We start from the raw sequence: 21209 nt of genomic DNA, 5'->3' as shown, positions 1-21209 counted from the left end.
GGACATTACAACAGGCAGCTTAAAAGGAGGGCATATAATGACAGGCATTGATTTTCTGATGATAGGTCTTGATATGCCCACATTTTCCGAACGTCTGCGCACTCTGCGTGAAGCCAGAGGATTAACGCAGACACGCCTTGCAGAGATGATCGGCGTTCTGCCTCGTGTCTATAACCGCTGGGAACGCGGCCACATCTCGCCACAGTTGGATACATTGATCAAAATGGCTGATGTGTTACAGGTTTCTCTTGATGAACTAGTGGGGAGGATTGAGGCCAGCAAGGATGTGAAGATCCGCAACGCAGAGTTACATGAACTTTGGCAGCAAGCCGATGCGCTACCGGATGAAGAGCAAAGAGCGTTGATTATGGTAATTGACAGTTTTGTGACTAAAGTCAACGTGGAGAAGGCAGTTAAGAAGAGCATAAGGCAACGCTAAAAACAGCACGGCGCTGATGAGTTCTCACCTCACCAACGCCGCTCACCACAACCAACTATCTAGGAGTTGAATGATGGCTAAGGCGCATTCTAAGCAAAACCGTGCAGTAAATAAAGTTATAAAAACAGAGCGTTATTACACCGTGGGATACGTGCCGCAAAACGGCAGGCCGAACCCCAGACCCGCGATAAATTTAACGGGAAGGTGGCTTAAGGCTGCGGGGTTTGATATTGGCGGTACACTCACCGTCAAGATTATGGAGGGCTGTCTGGTGCTGATCCCCGACAGTGACGACACCCGCACCATTAAGCAACAGTACCGGCGCCAGCAAGACCAGCTCAGTGAGATTAAGCTCAAAATGCGGGAGCTGATTGGTGACTACAAAAGCCGCTAAGGGCAGGGAGTGAGCAGCTCTTAAAAAGAACAAAGCCGGAAGATCACGGGGATCTTTCCGGCTTTGAACTAAATAACTCTTTTAGTTATTTCCAAATAGTGATTATAAGTTTCTTTGCTAAGATATTTTCTAGCCAAATTGTAACTATAATCACTTCCCATTATTGCTTCAAAGATACACGTATTTAATATGTCTTTTACGTCATCACCTTGATAAAGAAATAAGTCATCGACAAAACTAAATATGTTCTTTATTTCTTTTATTAATATATCTTCATCTTTGTAAATAGAGGCGATGTTTTGAGAAAAATAGCTTTTCTCCTCTACTTTACCAGAGCCATATAGATTTATCAGATCAGCAAAAAACGTACCAAAACCTCCAAATATTAGATAGATACCATCATGCTCGCCATGTATTTCTCGAAACACAGGAAAAAAATTATTTAGTTTATCAATTAATTCATCATTCGTCATAAATGCCCCAATGCGTTCCTTAAATCATTTATCATGTAGCTTGCTAAGCTTCTATCCGATGGGCTTAGAGCCTCATTTTTATACCTTCCATTACCACTAGATAAATTTTTCAATGCTGTTAAATAATCCTTACCTTTATTTACATGGTCTGAACCACCGACTAATTGCCCAGTATTCTTTGTATGCAGAATAGAAGCTGCTGTACCTCCATCAGGAATATTTGCACCTGGCCGATATAGTTCTTCAAACATTTTTTGCAGCTTAGGATTCTCTATTGAATCTATTATTTGCTGCCTTTGTTCTGCTGAAATGGCATGATTATTTTTTCTGGCATTCTTTAATATATCGACAGGACAACTCGCTAATCCCAGCGGATCTACCCATCCTATCGGATTATGCACATACGAATACGGGTTAAACCCGCCCAGCAACCCGATGGGGTCTTAGGGCAGGTTCCGGTGCGGTTATACGGTTTTAAGCGATTTTTTCCTTATTTATCATCTTGTTAAAGAACCCCTTTTACCCGTTCCGCCCATTCCCGCGAACCTAAAATGCCGAAGTGCACTTTTGCCCTGTTTTGACGCTTGCCCCGCGGTGCAGTATAGCGCCCCTTCTTCTGATTGATGGGATAATCAGATTGATTTTGTGCGGTTTTTCACGGCAACGGGCGAACGTCGCCCAACTTGCTTGGGCGGCGGGCGGCCGTTCTGCGGGGGCGGGCGGCACAGAGTCCGCAAGCGGCGCCCTGCGACGCTCTGGTGCACGGTTGCTTTGGGCTTTGCCACGGTTTTGCATGACCGCGACCTTATTTAAGGGAAGCCCCCTCCGGGGGCTGCACGGGGCGGAGATGGCGAGCACGGCAACGAGCAAGGAGCGCAGCGACTGCGAGCCGCGCGCAGCCAGTGCAGCGGGGTCGGGGCGGGGGAGGTAAAACAGCGGAGGCCGCAGGCCGACCTGCCTACAGGGTTCTTTGCCTGAGCCACCCAAGGCCGCTAAAGAAGACGCAGTTTTAGCCGGACGGGGGGCACGGTGTTTTAGTCTGGCGCGGTTTTTGGCAGGGATCGGCTCAGAAGTCTAGAGCAGAAGGCGCCAGCCTTGTGCGGTGCACCCCGCGAGGCCGATAAGCGGGGGCGCCAGACATAATGCAGATTATGCGATGTGAGCCGCCCTTCGGCGGTTGGCGGGACACGGTGGCCGCACGGCGAATTTCGCATAATCTCCCTGCATTATGTTAAATGGGCTTTGGGCAGCCGGCACACAGTGGTTGGGGACACCGTGGCCGCCGCTGCCCATTGCCCATTTACCCCCGCCGGCACTGAAGCTGACGGGCAGGCCGGCCACGGTCTGCCCCTGCCCCGCCCCCCGCGAACTCAACGGGGACGGGGGCGCTGTCCGCTGGCATCGGGGTGGCTGTCTGGCACGCTACTTTCCGCGGATTCAGGGCATGGGCGGCTCTTCGGGGGTTCGGTGTCAGCGTTTGGCGGCTGGTTATCTGCCCGCTCGGCCGGATGGGTCTGGCTGTGCACCTGCCTGAGCTGTTTAATGGCGACCCGCGTATACACCTGGGTGGTGTTGAGTTTCTCATGCCCCAGCATCGCCTGGATATGGCGGATATCCGCGCCATTGTCCAGCATCTGCGTCGCCATGGAATGCCGGAACAGGTGACAGGCGCCCGGCTTGTCTAGCTGCGCCTGATGGCGGATGGCCTTGCCCGCGATTTGGGTCAAGTGCCCCAGACTGAGCGGCCTGCCCTTTTGCGAGATAAACAGGTAACCGCTGTCATGACTTTCTGCCAACTGTGGCCGAACCTGCACCAGATAGCGTGTCAGCCAGCCCAGCGCCCGCCCGCCAATGGGCACCACCCGGTCTTTATGGCCTTTGCCCTGATTAACCACCACGACCCCCCGTTCGACGTCGATATCACCCCGCCGGAGCTGGCGCAGCTCCATGCGCCGGAGGCCGCTGCTCCACAGCACTTCCAGCATCACCCGGTTGCGCAGCCCCAAGATACTTTGGTCGTCAAGGCTGTCCAGCACCTGCACGGTTTCCCGTTCACTCAGTATCTGGGCGGGCAACCGCTTCTCTTCTTTCGGTAACACCAACTGCTCGGTCGGATTGTAGAGGATGTGATGCCGTTGCAGTAGCCAGCGGAACCACAGCCTCAGGGCGATTAACCGTTCACGCTGGCCGTTATGGCTGTAAGGCTGACCATCGGCTTTGCGGTAAGCCCGCAGATAGCGCTGCCAGCTTTCCAGCAATACCAGCGTCACCTGTGCCGGATACTGCACGGTGCGCTGTTCGCACCAGTCCACGAACGGTAACAGCCGTTCCCGGTAGCTTTCCCGTGTGCGCGGGCTTTTTCCCTGTGCGGCCAGCGTATCGAGGTACGCGTCCAGTTGCGCCCGTAAGGTGGCGAGCAGGGGATTAGGTGAGCTTGTCATGCGGATGTTCCTTCTTTTTTGTTGTGTGGGTAGCGAAGAGAGCTGTACGGGCGGAACAGTGTTTTTGGGCTGATGCCGACCACTTTGAGGGGAAGCCTTGCTGTATCTGCCTTTGCCGGGATTTAACCATCCCGACTACCTGCCGACAACAAGCCGACTGACAGGCGACCGACTGGGGTTTAACCCCGACCGGATAACGTTATACTGCCCGCTCAGGGAACAATAAGGCCACTCAGGTGGGCGGTATCACTGTCTGCCCCGTCGAACAGCAGTTCATAGACGAACGTCAGGCCACGACGGTGCAACAGCAGGTATTCCATTTCGACCAGTCGTGAGAGATGCACCTTAAGCTGGGTATCGCCCCACTGCACGGCATCCCTCAACTGTTTGCGGGTAAACCGCATTTCGTGGCGGGGCTGGCCGCTTTCTTTTACCCAGCCCTGGATCAGCAATAACAGCTTACGCGTCTGCGGCGGCATTTCGTCCAGTGTCCGGCCTAAGATTTCATGCGCCAACTGATTGGCGAGCCGGATATCGTCTTTGCTCACTTCGATGTACTCCAGCGTCTTGCCGCGATGCTCTGCCGTTTTGATGTCCCGCTGGTACTGGTGCAACAACGCTATGCTCTGAATGAGCGTCAGGTATTTCATATGGTCACGGCGGGTACGGGTTTTGTCTGACAGGAACGTCAGTTGCGACGCATACGGATTGACCACATTCAACGGCTTAAGCAGCCGCTGGGCGTTCTGGTGAAGCTGCATCAGATAGTCCCGCTCGTTCTCGGCCAGCAAGCCTTCGAGCGTCTGCTTCTGGCGCTGCAACGCATGGATGGCTTCCGTCTGTTCGCGGGATTCATTGACCGTCAGCACCAGACAGCGGTTGAGCAGCTCTTCATCCACATCAATGGCGGTCGTGGTCAGCATCAGCATCACCGGACCTTTGACGGTATAGCTTTTGGTGACGAGGTTGCCGGTCGCCTCATCCTTGCCGGTGCTGGCCATCGTCAGCTCGCCATCACTTTGCAACAACTTCAACGCATAGGCCGCCTGCCGCACGCCCTCTTCTTCGGCGATAGCGAGGATTTTGTGCTGGAGATTGGTTTCCCCCAGATAAAACAGGCTCTGGCCGGTCATGGCGCTGTACTGGATGCGCTCCTCCTCTGGGATCAGATTGAGCACCGCCTCCATCAGTGAGGATTTGCCGGCGGCGCTGCTGCTCTGGATAAGTACCGCTAACGGTTTGGGTAACTTTCGGCTCACCGCCGCCAAAAAACCGGCCAGCAAGTTAGTGGATTCGCCGACCACACCACAGGCCGCTAAGTCAGCGGTGATACGGGCGGGCAGGTAGGGATCTTGCAACAAGGCCAGTGCCGCTGCCTGCTCGCTGTCGCTCATTTTCGGGATGCTGGCGACTGCGGCCACGCCGCCTTGCTGCTGCCACTGTTCGACCGCCAGTAACACCTGCCCCAGTGCCCGCCGGAGGTCGCCTTCGGCCAGTCCCAGCTCAGCGGCAGCCAGTCGGGCGTAACTGTTGCGTGAACGCCCGCTCATCAGATCAACCCCGTCAGCGAACAGCACACCGCTTTGCCTGTCCAGCACCTGCGCATTGAGCTTCATGGCAACCGATCCCGCTTTCACCGCGCCCAGCCCGCGCAGACACCATTGCAGTGTGCCGACTGACACGCGCAGCTCGCCATGCTCACCGGACTCACAGACGACATTTGGTGTGACATTGGGTGCGGGTTCAGCCGCTAAAGGGGAAGCGGATTCTGGCTCAGGTGTCTGGCGCGCAAGGGCGACCATGCCCGCCACATCCTGCATCGGCACGGCACTCTCAATCAACAGGGCAAAGGCCGATTCGGGTTCCGCCATCTGGCACAGATAGCCGTTGGCATCCCTGCCCGACGGGAACACCACGCGCAGCGGCGTGATGCCTTTGGCCGCCAGTTCCGCCGCCAGTTTGACCGCGGCATCATTGCCGGCGCTGTCATTATCGAAAGCGATCAGCACCTGCTTAATGCCGTACTGTTCAAAGGCTTGCCAGTGATCAGCCGTGACGCCATGCACTCCATAGGCCGCCGTCACATTGCGCTGCCCCGTCACCCAGAACGACATCGCATCAATCAGCGATTCACACAGAATCAGCGTTTTGGAGGCACCCAGCGCGGCTTCATTCCAGACCCCTTTGTGTGCCCCCGGCAGGTACAGATGGCGGATAATGGACTGGCGCAGGTCGTCACCGATTTTGCGCCCGTACAGCTCATGGATTTGCCCCTGCGCATCCATCACCGGCACAACCAGCGAGCCGCGCAGGTGCTCCCGCCCGTTCTCCCGCAGCACGCCGATGGCTTGCAGGCGGCGGCGGATCTCTGCTCCGGCCTTGTATTTACTGGCTGGCAGACGGTAAGCGAGCGTTCGGTTGGCAAAGCCCAGCTTAAAATGGCTGACCAGTTCAGGATGGTTGAGCCGCCGTTTGGACAGGTACGCTTGTGCCTCCGGCGCATTCAGCAACGTATGGTGATAAAACGCAACCACCCGTGACAGCAACACCTGTTGCCCGATGGCATCACCGGCCAGCTCTTCCGGCTGCACCAGCGGCTCCACGGCCGGATTGTGCCCCAGCACGGCACGCAGGCGCTCCACGGCATGGCGCAGGCTCAGACCCTCGGTGTGCATCACCCAATCCAGCACCGACCCGCCCGCATCACAGCCAAAACAGTGGTAGAGATTTTTCGCTGGGGTAATGACCATCGAGGGCGTTTTCTCCTCATGGAACGGGCACAGCACGGTCATGTCTTTACCGCGCTTAAACAACTGCCGCCCCTGCTGCTCGATGATGGCAACTAAGGGAACGGCGGTTTTCAGGTGCTGTAATTCTGCTTCGGGAATGCGAGCCATAAATTTCTTTCTCCCTGAACCTTGTCAATAGACATATATGCGATATATAATAATCGCATATTTAGGACATTACAACAGGCAGCTTAAAAGGAGGGCATATAATGACAGGCATTGATTTTCTGATGATAGGTCTTGATATGCCCACATTTTCCGAACGTCTGCGCACTCTGCGTGAAGCCAGAGGATTAACGCAGACACGCCTTGCAGAGATGATCGGCGTTCTGCCTCGTGTCTATAACCGCTGGGAACGCGGCCACATCTCGCCACAGTTGGATACATTGATCAAAATGGCTGATGTGTTACAGGTTTCTCTTGATGAACTAGTGGGGAGGATTGAGGCCAGCAAGGATGTGAAGATCCGCAACGCAGAGTTACATGAACTTTGGCAGCAAGCCGATGCGCTACCGGATGAAGAGCAAAGAGCGTTGATTATGGTAATTGACAGTTTTGTGACTAAAGTCAACGTGGAGAAGGCAGTTAAGAAGAGCATAAGGCAACGCTAAAAACAGCACGGCGCTGATGAGTTCTCACCTCACCAACGCCGCTCACCACAACCAACTATCTAGGAGTTGAATGATGGCTAAGGCGCATTCTAAGCAAAACCGTGCAGTAAATAAAGTTATAAAAACAGAGCGTTATTACACCGTGGGATACGTGCCGCAAAACGGCAGGCCGAACCCCAGACCCGCGATAAATTTAACGGGAAGGTGGCTTAAGGCTGCGGGGTTTGATATTGGCGGTACACTCACCGTCAAGATTATGGAGGGCTGTCTGGTGCTGATCCCCGACAGTGACGACACCCGCACCATTAAGCAACAGTACCGGCGCCAGCAAGACCAGCTCAGTGAGATTAAGCTCAAAATGCGGGAGCTGATTGGTGACTACAAAAGCCGCTAAGGGCAGGGAGTGAGCAGCTCTTAAAAAGAACAAAGCCGGAAGATCACGGGGATCTTTCCGGCTTTGAACTAAATAACTCTTTTAGTTATTTCCAAATAGTGATTATAAGTTTCTTTGCTAAGATATTTTCTAGCCAAATTGTAACTATAATCACTTCCCATTATTGCTTCAAAGATACACGTATTTAATATGTCTTTTACGTCATCACCTTGATAAAGAAATAAGTCATCGACAAAACTAAATATGTTCTTTATTTCTTTTATTAATATATCTTCATCTTTGTAAATAGAGGCGATGTTTTGAGAAAAATAGCTTTTCTCCTCTACTTTACCAGAGCCATATAGATTTATCAGATCAGCAAAAAACGTACCAAAACCTCCAAATATTAGATAGATACCATCATGCTCGCCATGTATTTCTCGAAACACAGGAAAAAAATTATTTAGTTTATCAATTAATTCATCATTCGTCATAAATGCCCCAATGCGTTCCTTAAATCATTTATCATGTAGCTTGCTAAGCTTCTATCCGATGGGCTTAGAGCCTCATTTTTATACCTTCCATTACCACTAGATAAATTTTTCAATGCTGTTAAATAATCCTTACCTTTATTTACATGGTCTGAACCACCGACTAATTGCCCAGTATTCTTTGTATGCAGAATAGAAGCTGCTGTACCTCCATCAGGAATATTTGCACCTGGCCGATATAGTTCTTCAAACATTTTTTGCAGCTTAGGATTCTCTATTGAATCTATTATTTGCTGCCTTTGTTCTGCTGAAATGGCATGATTATTTTTTCTGGCATTCTTTAATATATCGACAGGACAACTCGCTAATCCCAGCGGATCTACCCATCCTATCGGATTATGCACATACGAATACGGGTTAAACCCGCCCAGCAACCCGATGGGGTCTGCCGAAATATACTGAGCCGTCTCCGGCGAGTAATAGCGAAAGCGATTATAGAATAAACCCGACTCTTCGTCTTCAAATTGCCCTAAAAACCGCAGGTTACAGTTGACATGATAATCCGGGTTATTGGAGGCGAGGACCTGAAAACGATCCGCCTTGCCCCAGGTTGTCAGCCGCTGCGCCCAGACCAGTACCCCTTCCTCGGACAACATTTCACGGGGCGTGCCCTGATGGTCGCTGATAATATAGTGTAACTTGCCTTTTTCAAAGCGCGCCGACGGTGTTAATGCACCGGGTTCATAGAGCCAGCGGACACGCTGATCTTCTACCGGTGTACCCTCGGCGTAAATCGGCGTTTCTTCGATAAGCTGGTCGCCACTCCACAGGTAAGCCTGCCCCATGATAGCATCAGCTCTCGGTGCTAAATCCGGTTTGCCGGCCAGCCAGCGCTGTAAATTGGCAGCAGCCAGCTTGCCATCGTGCACTTTCAGCTTTTGGAGCCGTCGGCCAAAAGGGTCGTATTTGTACTGCCAGCGCGAGCCATCCGGGGTTTCACAGTGGGTGAGCTGGTTTTGCGTATCCCAGCGGTAGCGCCAGATTTGCGGGCGGAAGCCGTCACGCTGTTCGGTTTTTTCCACCAGACGCCCATTGTCATCATAGCGATAGCGGTTATCCCCCTGCTGTATCACCCGCCCGGCTTTCTGGCGCTGCGTAATTTGTGCCATCGCGCCGTAGGCATCCACAGGCAGGTGCTGGCTCAGGTTGCCGTTGGCATCATAACTAAATTGCTCTTCATGCGGACGCGCGCCGTCAAACAGGGTATGCAGTATCTGGTCGTTCGTGTTGTAACGATAGCGGGTCTGCCCCCAACGGCTGTCATCAATCACCCGCACATTATGCGCCCGGTCGTATTGCCAGCTCCGGTTAACAGCCGTGGCCTGGGGCGGAAAGTGCGGGTCGTTTTGAGCCAGCGTTTGCCGGAAAAAGGGGGTCGCCTGCCCCGCCGACTGGTGCGCCAACAGGCCGGTTGCGGTGTAGCGGCTGGCGAGGATAAACCCATTGGCACTTTCCCGCACGGTTTCCCGTCCCAGCGCATCATGCTGGAGTGTCAGCGGTGTATGCTGGTTGAGCTGAAAGTGGTTCAGGGCACCCGACAGGTTATAACCAAAGTACAGGGTATGACCATCCAGGCGTTCACTGACCGGACGCCCCGTCAGGCTGTCCCATTCGTGGGTAATTTCCCGCCCGTTGATACGTTCACAGACGGGCAAACCGGTGGCCTTATCATATTCGTATTCCACCACCGCATCATCGTTGGTCGCTATCACCAACTGGTGACGGGCGTTGTATTTGTAAGTCGTGGTGGCCTTAAGCACCCATTGGTTCTCTTCCGGCTGCCAGCTTTCCTGTTTGACCAGTAAACCGGTGGCGGCGTAGTGCCAGCGGAGCTGCTGACCATCGGGATACTGCACCTGGGTGCGGCGCCCCAGGATATCGTACTGATAGCTAAGGGTACGCCCGGTAAAATCGGTTTCCCGGATAATCTGACCCGCGGCATCCCGCTCATAGCGGTAGGTTTCGCCGGTGGAGGCGGTGACTGAATTCAGCCGGGTCAGGCGGTCATAGCCAAAGCGCAAGACAGTGCCATCCGGGCGGGTCACCTGAGTCAGCAGGTCAAATGCCCCGTAAGTGTAGCGCGTGGTGCGCCCTTCGCCATCAGTCACTGCCACCACACGCCGCTCACTGTCATAGGCCAGTTGCTGCGTGGTGCCATCCGGCAGTTCCACTTCGGTCAGGCTGCCGTTGAGACTGGCATGGGCGTCACTGTAACGGTAGCGGGTCGGCTGTTTGAGGGCATCGGTGAGCTGACGCAGGCGCCCCAGCGCATCCAGTTGCAGGCCGGTGGTCTGGCCGTCCGGCGTCATCACCGCAGCCAGCCGCTGTTGCTCATCATAGGCGTAGTGCCACTGGCGCCCATCCGGCAGTAAGCGCTGGCGTAATTCACCGTGGGTGCCGTAGTGGTATTCTTCCTTGTGTCCCAGCGGATGAGTCAGCGCCGTCAGATTGCCCTGCTCATCATAATGAAATTGCCAGCGTTCGCCGGTTGGCCGGACACTTTCGATAAGCTGCCCGTGTTCGTCATAACCGTAAGCAAAGGTGTCGCCGGTCGGCAGCTTCACTTCGGTCAGCGCCCCGTCCGGGTTGTAATCGAAGGTGGTAATACCGCCTGCTGCATCAGCTTCCCAGACGATTTGGCTGTGACGCCACTGGCGGCGGGTAATACGCCCCAGCGGGTCAACCTCACGGATCACCAGATTGTTATGGTCGTAGTGATACCGGGTTTCACCGCCTTCGGCATCCCGATAGGTGGTGATGCGCGCCTGATCATCATAGTGGAAATGGTCACACCAATAACCATGAGAGGTGGCCGTTGTCAGTACCCGCCCGCGTTCATCGTAGGTTAGTGTGACATCCGTCTGATCCGTATCGTGCCAGCGGATCATCCTCCCCTGCATATCATATTCATGCCACAGGTGGTTATGCTGGAACGCATCACAGTTATGCAGGTAGCCCTGTGGGTCATAGTGGCAGGTCACCAGCCGTTGCTGTTTTTGCTGCTCAAGATAATCCACTGTCTGGAGCCGTTGCCCCTGATAGCCCAGCACTAGCCGGAAACCATCGGTGCGCGTGACTTCAATCAGTTGTGACTGCTTATCATAGATAAAGCGGATCGCATTCTGGCGGCGATCCGTGATAGCGGACAGCTTACGCAGAGATCCAATCGCGTGATTAAAATGGTAAGTGAGCTGGGACCGGCGATCGGTGAGTTGCAGTTCGCCCGTCAGCTCCCCCGTTAACACGTAATGAGGAATATGCTGGTTACGGGCGAGGACCTGATCTTCCGGCGTGCTGAAATCGTAGATCACGCCATCAGCATCAGTGAAATTTACCTTGCCGTCGCTCAACACTAGCTGGCGTGACCAGTCATCCATCCATTTCGGCCCAAACAGGCCGCTGAATTTGGCGGTGGAGCGATAAGTACGGGTCAGGGTGATGGGCAACAAGCCGGGAATGGCAATCACCGGCCAGACTTGCAGGAAGTCGCCGGTGGCCACATCCACAGGCTCACCTTCTTTCGTACACGTCCCGTTACAACTCCCTTCTTTGTTGCTGGACTTGTTGTCAACGTTGTCTTCTTTAGCGTTTTTGGGTTTATCGTGTGGGGGAGTGGTGGTTTCCGACGATTGGCCTTTGATTTTGGCACCGGCTGCACTTTCGGCGGATCTGGATTCTTTACTCAACCCCTTGGTTCCAGCTTTGGCTGCGCCTTTTGCTGCGCTTTTAAGTATCCCAGCCCCTCCCATAGCGATACTACCGATATCAAAAGCGAGGGCTCCCCCTTTTTCTGCATCGCTTTTCATTTCCATCTTAATTGCATCAGCATTGACCGCCGCCACGGCCTTTTGCTGAATTTCAGAAATGCCAACAGGAGAGCCGCCCATATATTCCCAGGTTTTTTCGGCAGCAACGGCGGGAGCCGTTGCGACGATCACCATCCCTTTGCCAAGCAATTCCCCCATTTCAGGGATGGTATTCCAGAGCGCTTTTCCTGCCCCGATAGCTGCTTCCCCTGGATTATTCCAGGCTTCTCCCAAATTATGTTTACTCTCATCAATCCATTGGTTGACGTCATCGGCAGTTTCCTGAAACCAGTCAACAGTTTTATCCCACATGCCTTTTTCTGCCTGCGCTTCAGGCTTAACAGCAGGATTAGCCTCATGCGGGGGAGAGTCAGCTTGGGGTGCTTGCCCTACAATGGTTCCTATCGTATTCCCTTCTCCGGTCGGACTATCGTCTCGAGGCTTTTGGGGTAAGGCAGCGTTGGGTTCGGGATAGTCGCTTGCTTCCTTTTCTTCCTCTTCCCATTCTTTCTTTGGAAATTCACCACTTTTGAATTTTTCAACGGTCTCTTGAGCCATTTTCTTAAAATTCTGGGCGGTGAAATCAGCGTCTGCCTGATTATAGTAAACGTCTAATTCCGGATCGTTGCCGTAATCACCGTAAAAGAGCGAACTTTGCCGATATAACGTATCCGCATTGCTTAGCGCTTTTTCTGCCTCAGCCTGCGTGCGAATGTTAAATTCTTTACAATATTTTTCGGCTTTGACATCGATGCTATCCGGTGTGACGAGTATCGTATTTGACATGGTTCCCTCCTTATGCCCCGTTCATCCAAAATTTATCCCCGTGACGCAGCACCAACTTGTTACCAGCGCGTACCGTGCGGGTATGCTCCTGTGGATGGCATTTGCCACCCACAGTGCCACTTTTCACGCCATTTGCCACGCCGGCTTGGTCGCCAAGGGTTTGTGGCACAAAGCTCTGGGCAAATACCACCACCGGCAGGCCGTTGGCGCGCACGGTTTTCTCCGGGGCTGAGCTGTCTGCCAGTTTCGCCACCACTGGATAGGGGATCGGGGGTGTAGAGGATCCCATCGGGGTTTTGCACACGTCCGGCAGCATGCCGACAATCATCCAGCTACCCGCAGTGCGGGCGAGGTAGTTATCAGCCATCCATTTTCTCCTCTTCCAGTGGGGCCAATTTGAGCAATGGTGCATCAGGGTTAATTTCAAACCGCGCTTCAGCCACTCGCACAGGTATATCAGCTTTGAAGCTCAGCCGGCAGGTCATGTGTAACGTTTTGGCTTCGCTGTCGAGTATTAACGTATCCATACGCATTGGCACAGGCAGCAGCATACCGTTGTGCATTCGCAGCAGGATAAACGGACGATGCCCCGGCAGTCTGACATGCAAGTTTCCGTCAGGTGTCAGGCCGCTCAGAGTGAGGGTGATATCAGTGTCCGGCCAGTCAATCTGCTGGTCAGTCGGCGCGCCGTTCCAGTAACCGAAATCAAAATCTTTCGGCAGATAAGGATGACGATGTGCCAGCCAGTCGGCATCGTAAGTGCCGGCTAACTGGCGGCGGGGCAACCACGGGCGACCGATAAAGCCCATGCCCTGGGGCTGACAGGCCGGTGTATCGGGCGGTAACGTGCCATTCAGTTGCGCCGCAAAATGCTGAGCGGTGAAAGGTGCATCCGACCGGATAATGCGCGGTGCTGAGTAACGGGTGAGTCGTTTGGCGTTGGTGTACCACGGAGTGATAAACCCCGTTCCCAGCGGATTGGTTTCACAAACGGCATGAGCAACCGGTGCATTTTCCCCATCTGGATGCTGTTGGCGCTGTTCGGGTGTCAGACGATCACTTTCCTTGAGGTGTTCGCTCGTTTTATCATCTGCCTGAATTTTGCACTCGCCCCCATAGGCATAGCGATAATCCAGTGGCAGCGTGGTAAAAGGTCTTGGCTCAGTCAGTTGCCAGTTGCCGCTGGCATCACGAATAAATTCCCGTTCGCCGGTTACGGTCAAAGTTTTGTCGAGCAGGGGCTGTCCCTGCTTGTTTTTTACCTCCAACCGTACGGGAAATTCGCGACAGGGACGGCCATCAGGCGCATACGCGGTGCCGTTAACAATCACGTCACAGCGCGGCTTAAATGGAGCAAGATCACTTTCCTGCAATACCTGCGAAGCATTCATCTGCCCACGGTATTCATCCTGTAAACACAAGGGCGGGGCGGGCAGTAGTTCGGCACTGTATTCCCCCTGTCCGGCAGGCAGCAGTTGATAGCCGATTTTCATGACGGCTACGTGATGTTCGGTGTCTTCGATATCCAACATCGAATAATTCATCACTGCAAAGGGGGTGAGGTTACGAAATTCCATCTCAGTCTGTCCTTTTTAGTTCAGGTCGATATCTTTACCGGTGATTTGTATCGGGCCACTGGCTTCAAACTTGAACTCACTGCCCTGTAGGGTGATTTTGCCCGCGCTGTCCATACGCAGGACGCTGGCACCGCATTTCAGCTCAATCACATCACCGGCCGTGATGGAAAGGGTATGGGTGATGGTCTCTGCCTTATGCGCACCGACTTCGATAATGTAGTCCTTGCCGGTGATGAGTTTGCGCACTTCCTTCACGATTTCCGTGCTGTTGAGGGTAACCGTTTCCTCTTTGTTCTCATTAACCTTGATGATCTGGTTTTTCTCCACGGTTTCTCTGTGGTTGGCGATCACATGGGTATCACGGTTATTGAGTACCTTGGTGTACATGTCTTTTTGCGCGTGCAGTGCCAACCGTTCACTGCCTTTGGCATCCTCAAACAGCAGTTCGTTGTAACCCTCGCCCTTGTGGGTTTTAGAGCGAAAGGCCATCTGGGTTTTGCTGCCCGGCAAAGCCCCCGGCGGGATGTTGCTGGCATGGTAAGTCCGCCCGGTGACTATCGGCTGATCGGGGTCACCGTGCAGGAAGTCCACCACCACTTCCTGTCCAATACGGGGGATAGCGAGCATACCCCAGCCCTGACCTGCCCACGGCTGGCTGACCCGTATCCAGCAGGAACTCTGGTCGTCACTCTTGCCGTAGCGATCCCATGGGAACTGGAGGCGAATACGGCCATACTGATCGCAGAAAATCTCTCCCCCCGCCGGTCCGACCACTTTGGCAATCTGCGGACCATCAATCACCGGTTTAGGCAATGGCGCCGGCCGCCAGTTCTGATTTTGGCGGATGAAGTGGAAATGGCTGAGTAATGTGGTGCCAGAGCCTGAGCTGGCTGTTTCCAGTGCCTGTGGCTGGCTACCGCTGTGATGGGTGGAAACAGTTTGCCATGACTGGTTCAGGTCTTCCCGTGGATGGTTATCAAGGATGAACAGTTTGCCCGGTTGCAGAGCGATGGCATTGCCGCTGCCCTGTCCGGTCACGGCATCACTGCGTAGTGCCTCCAGTCGGTAGCGGGTAAAATCCTTGCCATGTGCCTCGTCCTTAAAGCGCCCCGGATAGTCGTAATGCTCGTAATACAGTTGTTGCAGATTTTCATCCCGTATCTGCTGCTGAAATTCTGCCGGCCAGGCTGGGTTCTTGAAGGTGTAATCCTTAAGCTGTACCTGAGCCGGACGCACCTGTGCACTGCTGGTCAAGCTGTTGACCGCCGGTTCGCCCAGCGTACTGCCCTCCCCCGGCTGATAGGGTAGGCGGATGCCCGGCGGCACTGATCCACAATCGTCAGCGAACACCAGCGTATTGCGCCCGTTGCTGCATTCGAAGAAGTAGAAAATTCCCTCTTCTGCTGTCAGCCGTTGCAGGAAATCAAAGTCGCTTTCTGATACTGGAACCAGCTCAACTTCCAGTGAGGTCTGGCTAAGTAAAATAATTTTTATAAACTACAACAAAATCAGTGTGATCTCTTATTTTTACGTCTAGTTTAGTCTGTTGCAATCAATATGCAGTGCGGGGCATAATCTGGGGCACTTACCATTTGATGATGACTATTCGATTACAGAGATACCCTAATAATGAAACTCACCGCCCGACAAGTTGAAACCGCAAAGCCCAAAGAAAAAACCTACAAACTTGCCGATGGCGGAGGTCTCTATCTGGAGATCACGTCACGCGGATCTAAATATTGGCGCATGAAGTACCATCGCCCTACCGATAAAAAAGAAGACCGGATGGCGTTTGGTGTCTACCCAGCCGTATCATTAGCCGAAGCTCGTGCTAAACGTGATGAAGCTAAAAAGCTGATGGCACAGGGCATTGACCCTAAAGCAGAGAAAAAAAGTCCATCTTCTCCGGCCAAAGTGAATACCTTTGAACAAGTCGCCCGTGTTTGGCATGCCAGTAATAAGCGTTGGGATGAAAATTACCGCCAGACAATATTACGTAGCCTTGAAAAATATATTTTCCCCTGCATTGGCACACGTGATATTACCACATTACGCACCAGCCAACTGTTAGCTCCGATCAAAGCCATTGATGAACAGGGTAAACATGAAATTGCCCAGCGTTTATGCCAACGCATCACTTCGATTATGCGCTACGCCGTCCAGAATGACATTTTGGAATACAATCCGGCTAACGACATGGCAGGCGCACTGACTACTGCAAAATGTCACCACCGCCCGGCTCTGTCCCATGAATATTTACCTGATTTCCTGAGACGCTTATCCGCCTACCGTGGACGCTTAATATTCAAAATAGCCGTCGAGCTGACACTATTAACATTTGTCCGCATCAGCGAATTAAGATTCGCCCGCTGGCAGGAAATCGATCTTGAAAATGCCCTGTGGAAAATTCCTGCCACACGAACCCCCATCAATGGTGTACCCTTTTCTGAACGCGGTATGAAAATGAAAACTGATCACATTGTGCCTTTAAGCCATCAGGCAATCCGGCTGATCAAAACCCTGCACAAACTGAGCGGTAACGGTGATGTGATGTTCCCCGGCGCTCACTATTCCACGAAAGTTATAGATGCAACAACGGTTAACAGAATTTTACGCAACATAGGCTACGACACTAAAACCGAGATATGTGGACACGGATTCCGCACAATGGCACGCGGGGCAATGGGGGAATCAGGTCTTTGGAGTGATGACGCCATCGAGCGCCAGCTCAGCCATATCGAACGAAACAGCGTTAGGGCAGCGTATATCCACACGTCTAAACATCTGGATGAACGGCGACTGATGATGCAGTGGTGGGCAGATTATCTGGATGCGAACCGGGAAAAATTCATCACGCCCTATGACTTCGCCAAACCGCTGCGCGACCGGAAAAACCGATAATGCAACTTAAAAATTAATTCTCATCGGGAGAAAAAGAGTTAACGCTGTTCATTATGTCTTGTTTTTTCAATAATCCTCCTGTCATCCAACAACGTCCACGATGAGCGCTCAAGGACTCGGTAACAGGAGAATAAAACATGACAATGGCAGCATTGAAAATCAGTCTGATCCGTCTGCCGGAAGTGCAACGCAGAACGGGTTACAGCAAGGCGTGGATCTACAAATTGATTAGTGACGGCGCATTTCCACAGAAAGTTAAAATTGGCCTGCGCTCCGTGGCCTTTATTGAAACAGAAATTGATCACTGGATTGCGCAGTGGATCGCTAAATCACGGGCGGCATAACGAATAAGAGAACATGACATAAGAAACAAACTATAAAACACAACGCCCCGAAGTGCGCTAACACTGCGAGGCGTTTCATCAACAATCATTAAGAAAGGTAAAAATGATGGCTGATACACAGTCTAACCAAACTCGTCCTAAATTTACAGCCCCAAAAAAATCGGGCAATCAAAAACCGCTTGATCTTATCCAGACCGTGAAAACCTCCGCCATGTATTCTTGGTCTAACCTGCTGCCTGCGTGTGGTATTGATATCCCTGCAAAGGGTAAACATGGTGCTTGCCCTGTCTGCGGCGGTACTGACCGTTTTCACTTTATCGATGATCACCATCATGGCAACTGGCATTGCCGCCAGTGTGATATTCCAAACTATGGCGATGGATTGGATTTAGTGGCAAAAACTGAGGGGATCACGATTCTTGAAGCAGCAAAAATTGTTGCAAATGCTTTGGCATTACCTTTGCCAAAACCCAAGCCAGCCAAAGAAATCACTTATCCAATACAGCCGATTGCCGAAAGAATCGCGGCACTGATGGCGCAGACTGTTTCCGGACAATCGCCTTATCTGACAGTAAAAGAACTGCAATATCCTAATCAGCGTCTGCTGAAAGATGGTACGTTGTTATTACCGCTGACAACACTGGATAAAAAAGTCACTGGCGCTCAGATCATCAAACCCGACGGCGAGAAAAAATTAGTCTCTGGCAGCCAGAAAAAAGGTGCGTTTATTTCCATCTCAGAGCTGGAAGATCACCCTGACACAGTGATTATTACTGAAGGTTACGCTACAGCACTTACGGTTAGCCAACTCTATAAAGGTGCTGTTCTGGCCGCACTGGATGCAGGTAATTTGCTCTCCGTCGCTCAATCAGTCCGGAAACGTTGGTCTGACACGAAAATCATCTTTGCTGCTGATAATGACTGGCATCATCCCGACGAATTGGATAAAAACAGCAAGCCAAAAACGAATGTCGGCAAGGTTTCGGCAGAAAAAGCCGCTCTTGCGGTTAATGGCTGGGTTACGTTGCCACCGACTGAGTACAAATCTGATTGGGACGGTTATCGCCAGAGTCACGGAATTGAAGCAGCAAAGCAGGCTTTTGGTGAGGGGCCTTATCAACCGGCATCAATCAAGAAAAAAGCAGCCGCTCAACCTAATGATACCGAATCTTCCAAGCTGACACTCTGCCAGATGGGAGCCAGCCAGCGCGGAGAGGTCTTGCTGGTGCGTTATGATAATGACTTAGCGTTGGATGGTGCTTCAGAAACCGTGCATCACTATGATGGCACTATCTGGCGTCCGGTCAGTGACCGCGATTTAAAGCGGGAAATGGTCGCGGCTTTTATGGAAGAGAAACTGCCATATTCACCGCATGGTATCAGCTCCGCCGTGGATGCTCTGAAATTACAGCTTCCGATGATGCAACCGCCAGAACGCCACTTAATCGGGTTCAGCAATGGCGTATTTGACCTGAAAAGCTGCCAGTTCCGGCCTCATCGTAAACATGACTGGCTGTTGCTGGCCAATGATGTCGCATTCAATTCCCCCGATTCAGGGGAAACCCTGCAAGATTATGCGCCTCAGTTCTGGCGTTGGCTCAACCGGGCAACAGCCAACTGTGAGCACAAATTTGATCGGGTACTGGCAGCCCTGTTTATGGTGCTGGCGAACCGTTACGACTGGCAGCTATTTCTGGAAGTTACCGGGGCTGGAGGCAGTGGCAAAAGTATTTTTGCTGAAATCTGTTCCATGCTGGCAGGCAAAGGCAACACGGTTTCTGCAAGCATGGCAGCACTGGAAAACCCACGGGAAAGGGCGTTGATTGTCGGTTATTCTCTGATTATCCTGCCAGACCAGACCCGCTATGTAGGCGATGGCTCTGGAATCAAGGCAATCACCGGCGGCGATGAAGTTGCTATCGATCCGAAGCATAAACAACCCTATTCAACCCGTATTCCTGCGGTTGTACTGGCAGTAAACAATAATGCCATGAGTTTTAGCGATCGCAGTGGTGGTGTGTCACGGCGTCGGGTAATTTTCAATTTTTCTGAGATTGTACCGGAAAATGAACGTGACCCACATCTGCGGGATAAAATTGCAGCAGAATTGCCCGTCATTATCCGGCATCTACTGCATAAATTCGCTGATCCACAAATTGCAAGGCGATTACTGGCAGAGCAACAGAAATCAGAAGAAGCACTGGATATCAAACGTGGCACCGATCCACTGGTCGATTTCTGCGGCCACTTGATTGCATCTGATGAAGCTGACGGCCTGTTAATCGGTAATGCGGAAATTATGCCGTTCAATCCCCGCAAATACCTTTATCATGCCTACCTTGCTTACATGAAAGGCAATAACCTGAATAAACCCGTTTCCGTAACCCGCTTTGGCATGGATATGCCGGGCGCACTGGCAGAATACAATCAGCAATACCTGCGCAATAAAAGCAAACACGGCATTCGCAGCAATTTGAGCCTGAACATTGAAACCGCTATCGAGTGGATGCCAAAACTGACAAGGAATAACCTGCCAGAAGAATAATTTTTTTCTTTATTGCTGATAATTTTCAAAGGAATATAAAAAAGTGTTCACTCTGTAATTTAAATCAGATATATCAACCTATTATAGGGTGAAGAGTTATTTTTAAACTGTTCACAACTATTCAACCCTGTTCACCTTTTTTCAGCTTCGGGGTGAACGGTTGGGTGAAGAGTGGTGATGAGTTCAATTTCAAGTCATCACCCTTTAATAATATGAATTTAAATAAAATATTTAAAGGTGAACAGGGTGAACAGTTTTATCCCTATTTCTTTAATACGGTGGGGGTAAACAAAAAAGTTTTCTCTGGCAGGTGTTTTTCAGCTCTCCGATTTACCGGGGTAATGTATTAGCCCGGTAAATCGGAGAAGACAAGCGCAGCGCGTCAGTGCGGTTTAAATATGTTGCGCTTTGTGAAATTAACATTAAGTAATTTTCTGGTTTTATTTAAGAAGAGTGATTAATCACAATTTATCGGATGTACTTTTATTCATCGTTGTATGTGTAAATAATTCTACTGTATCCTGCTAAATAACGTACCTAAAGTCTGCAACAATGATTTCATCATTACATGACTTTTGATAGTCAGACTCTCATTAAGGATTGATATATCCAAAGATTATGGAGCGTACAAATGAACAGGGTAATTGATAAAATCAGTCAGCGACTTGATCGCTCTGGTTTAGTATTTACGCTGATTACAGAAAATCTACCCGAACAAACCTTTGCTGTTGTTGATTTTTCCCTACACGAATCACTTTCTTCCCTCTTCCGTCTGGAAGCGACCTTGACCTGTAAAACACCGAATCTGGTCAGCCAAAAACCGGGCATTAACGTTGCCGATGTTCTTGACCGGAATGCTGCTTTTGCCGTTCACCGTAACGGGCAGATTGAACGACAAATCACCGGAATGGTGACGCACTTTTCACACATGTCTACCGGGCGACATACCAGCCACTACCATATCACTATTCAGCCTCTGTTATGGCGCGCCTCGCTGCGGGTCAATAGCCGGATTTTCCAGAACCAGTCCGTGATGGATATTGTGGAAACCCTGCTTAAAGAAAATGGGGTACGCAATGCTATAGCTAAATCATACTAATATGACATAATATCTAAACCTAAGATGACAAGGCATAAAATGAGATGGGTTACAGCTTAGATTTTCGAAAGAGAGTATTG

At 51.6% G+C, this 21209-nt stretch carries 16 protein-coding genes and 2 pseudogenes; 8 read left to right on the top strand and 10 right to left on the bottom strand.

Annotated elements, in window-relative coordinates; all coding sequences use genetic code 11:
- The first annotated feature begins 37 nt into the window (after positions 1-37).
- Positions 38-439: a helix-turn-helix domain-containing protein gene (locus tag Xedl_RS16510; RefSeq protein WP_074024868.1), complete on the top strand. Its 402-nt coding sequence runs from the start codon at positions 38-40 to the stop codon at positions 437-439.
- A 73-nt stretch (positions 440-512) separates the two neighbouring features.
- Positions 513-833: a SymE family type I addiction module toxin gene (locus tag Xedl_RS16505; protein WP_074024867.1), complete on the top strand. Its 321-nt coding sequence runs from the start codon at positions 513-515 to the stop codon at positions 831-833.
- Between the two features lie 68 nt (positions 834-901).
- On the opposite strand, the gene Xedl_RS16500 is transcribed toward Xedl_RS16505, so the two are convergent.
- From Xedl_RS16500 to Xedl_RS16475, 5 genes and pseudogenes are all read right to left on the bottom strand, one after another.
- Positions 902-1306: a DUF7674 family protein gene (locus tag Xedl_RS16500; RefSeq protein ID WP_074024866.1), complete on the bottom strand. Its 405-nt coding sequence runs from the start codon at positions 1304-1306 to the stop codon at positions 902-904.
- A gap of 347 nt (positions 1307-1653) precedes the next feature.
- Positions 1654-1749 (bottom strand): annotated as a pseudogene (locus Xedl_RS39365) (RHS repeat-associated core domain-containing protein); the annotation flags it as partial.
- Positions 1750-1852: 103 nt separating this feature from the next.
- Positions 1853-2101, bottom strand: a complete 249-nt coding sequence (locus Xedl_RS16490) for a hypothetical protein (RefSeq protein WP_074024872.1) — start codon at positions 2099-2101, stop codon at positions 1853-1855.
- A gap of 575 nt (positions 2102-2676) precedes the next feature.
- The gene (xerC, locus tag Xedl_RS16480; RefSeq protein WP_279625364.1) at positions 2677-3753 is read right to left on the bottom strand and encodes a site-specific tyrosine recombinase XerC; all 1077 of its coding nucleotides are present in this window, start codon (positions 3751-3753) and stop codon (positions 2677-2679) included.
- Between the two features lie 206 nt (positions 3754-3959).
- Positions 3960-6644 carry a CHC2 zinc finger domain-containing protein gene (locus Xedl_RS16475; protein ID WP_074024869.1) on the bottom strand — a complete coding sequence of 895 codons (2685 nt, stop codon included), beginning with the start codon at positions 6642-6644 and terminating at the stop codon, positions 3960-3962.
- Positions 6645-6745: 101 nt separating this feature from the next.
- Between Xedl_RS16475 and Xedl_RS16470 the strand changes: the two genes are divergently transcribed.
- Entirely contained in the window at positions 6746-7147 is a 402-nt protein-coding gene (locus Xedl_RS16470) for a helix-turn-helix domain-containing protein (RefSeq protein WP_074024868.1), read from the top strand.
- A gap of 73 nt (positions 7148-7220) precedes the next feature.
- A complete protein-coding gene (locus tag Xedl_RS16465; protein ID WP_074024867.1) occupies positions 7221-7541 on the top strand; it encodes a SymE family type I addiction module toxin in 321 nt (106 codons plus the stop codon).
- A gap of 68 nt (positions 7542-7609) precedes the next feature.
- On the opposite strand, the gene Xedl_RS16460 is transcribed toward Xedl_RS16465, so the two are convergent.
- From Xedl_RS16460 to tssI, 5 genes and pseudogenes are all read right to left on the bottom strand, one after another.
- Entirely contained in the window at positions 7610-8014 is a 405-nt protein-coding gene (locus Xedl_RS16460; RefSeq protein ID WP_074024866.1) for a DUF7674 family protein, read from the bottom strand.
- Positions 8011-12663 (bottom strand): RHS repeat-associated core domain-containing protein, encoded by a 4653-nt coding sequence (locus tag Xedl_RS16455; protein ID WP_244149735.1) that lies wholly within the window; start codon positions 12661-12663, stop codon positions 8011-8013. Before Xedl_RS16455 ends, Xedl_RS16460 begins: the two co-directional genes overlap by 4 nt.
- Positions 12664-12673: 10 nt before the next feature.
- Positions 12674-12979, bottom strand: coding sequence for a DUF4150 domain-containing protein (locus tag Xedl_RS16450; RefSeq protein WP_279625363.1), 306 nt, complete (start codon positions 12977-12979; stop codon positions 12674-12676).
- A gap of 43 nt (positions 12980-13022) precedes the next feature.
- Positions 13023-14240, bottom strand: coding sequence for a DUF2169 family type VI secretion system accessory protein (locus Xedl_RS16445; protein WP_074024864.1), 1218 nt, complete (start codon positions 14238-14240; stop codon positions 13023-13025).
- A 15-nt stretch (positions 14241-14255) separates the two neighbouring features.
- Positions 14256-15689 (bottom strand): annotated as a pseudogene (gene tssI / locus Xedl_RS16440) (type VI secretion system tip protein TssI/VgrG); the annotation flags it as partial.
- A 180-nt stretch (positions 15690-15869) separates the two neighbouring features.
- Between tssI and Xedl_RS16435 the strand changes: the two are divergent.
- The 4 genes from Xedl_RS16435 to Xedl_RS16420 all read left to right on the top strand — a co-directional run bounded on the left by Xedl_RS16435 (position 15870) and on the right by Xedl_RS16420 (position 21129).
- Positions 15870-17141: a tyrosine-type recombinase/integrase gene (locus tag Xedl_RS16435; RefSeq protein ID WP_074024863.1), complete on the top strand. Its 1272-nt coding sequence runs from the start codon at positions 15870-15872 to the stop codon at positions 17139-17141.
- 137 nt (positions 17142-17278) lie between these two features.
- Positions 17279-17485 (top strand): helix-turn-helix transcriptional regulator, encoded by a 207-nt coding sequence (locus tag Xedl_RS16430; RefSeq protein ID WP_074024862.1) that lies wholly within the window; start codon positions 17279-17281, stop codon positions 17483-17485.
- A gap of 106 nt (positions 17486-17591) precedes the next feature.
- Positions 17592-20030: a DUF5906 domain-containing protein gene (locus Xedl_RS16425; RefSeq protein ID WP_083600369.1), complete on the top strand. Its 2439-nt coding sequence runs from the start codon at positions 17592-17594 to the stop codon at positions 20028-20030.
- 631 nt (positions 20031-20661) lie between these two features.
- Positions 20662-21129: a contractile injection system protein, VgrG/Pvc8 family gene (locus Xedl_RS16420; RefSeq protein ID WP_074024861.1), complete on the top strand. Its 468-nt coding sequence runs from the start codon at positions 20662-20664 to the stop codon at positions 21127-21129.
- The last annotated feature ends 80 nt before the right edge of the window (positions 21130-21209 follow it).

Source organism: Xenorhabdus eapokensis, assembly GCF_001908105.1.
This window is presented reverse-complemented; position numbering and strand designations above follow the sequence as displayed.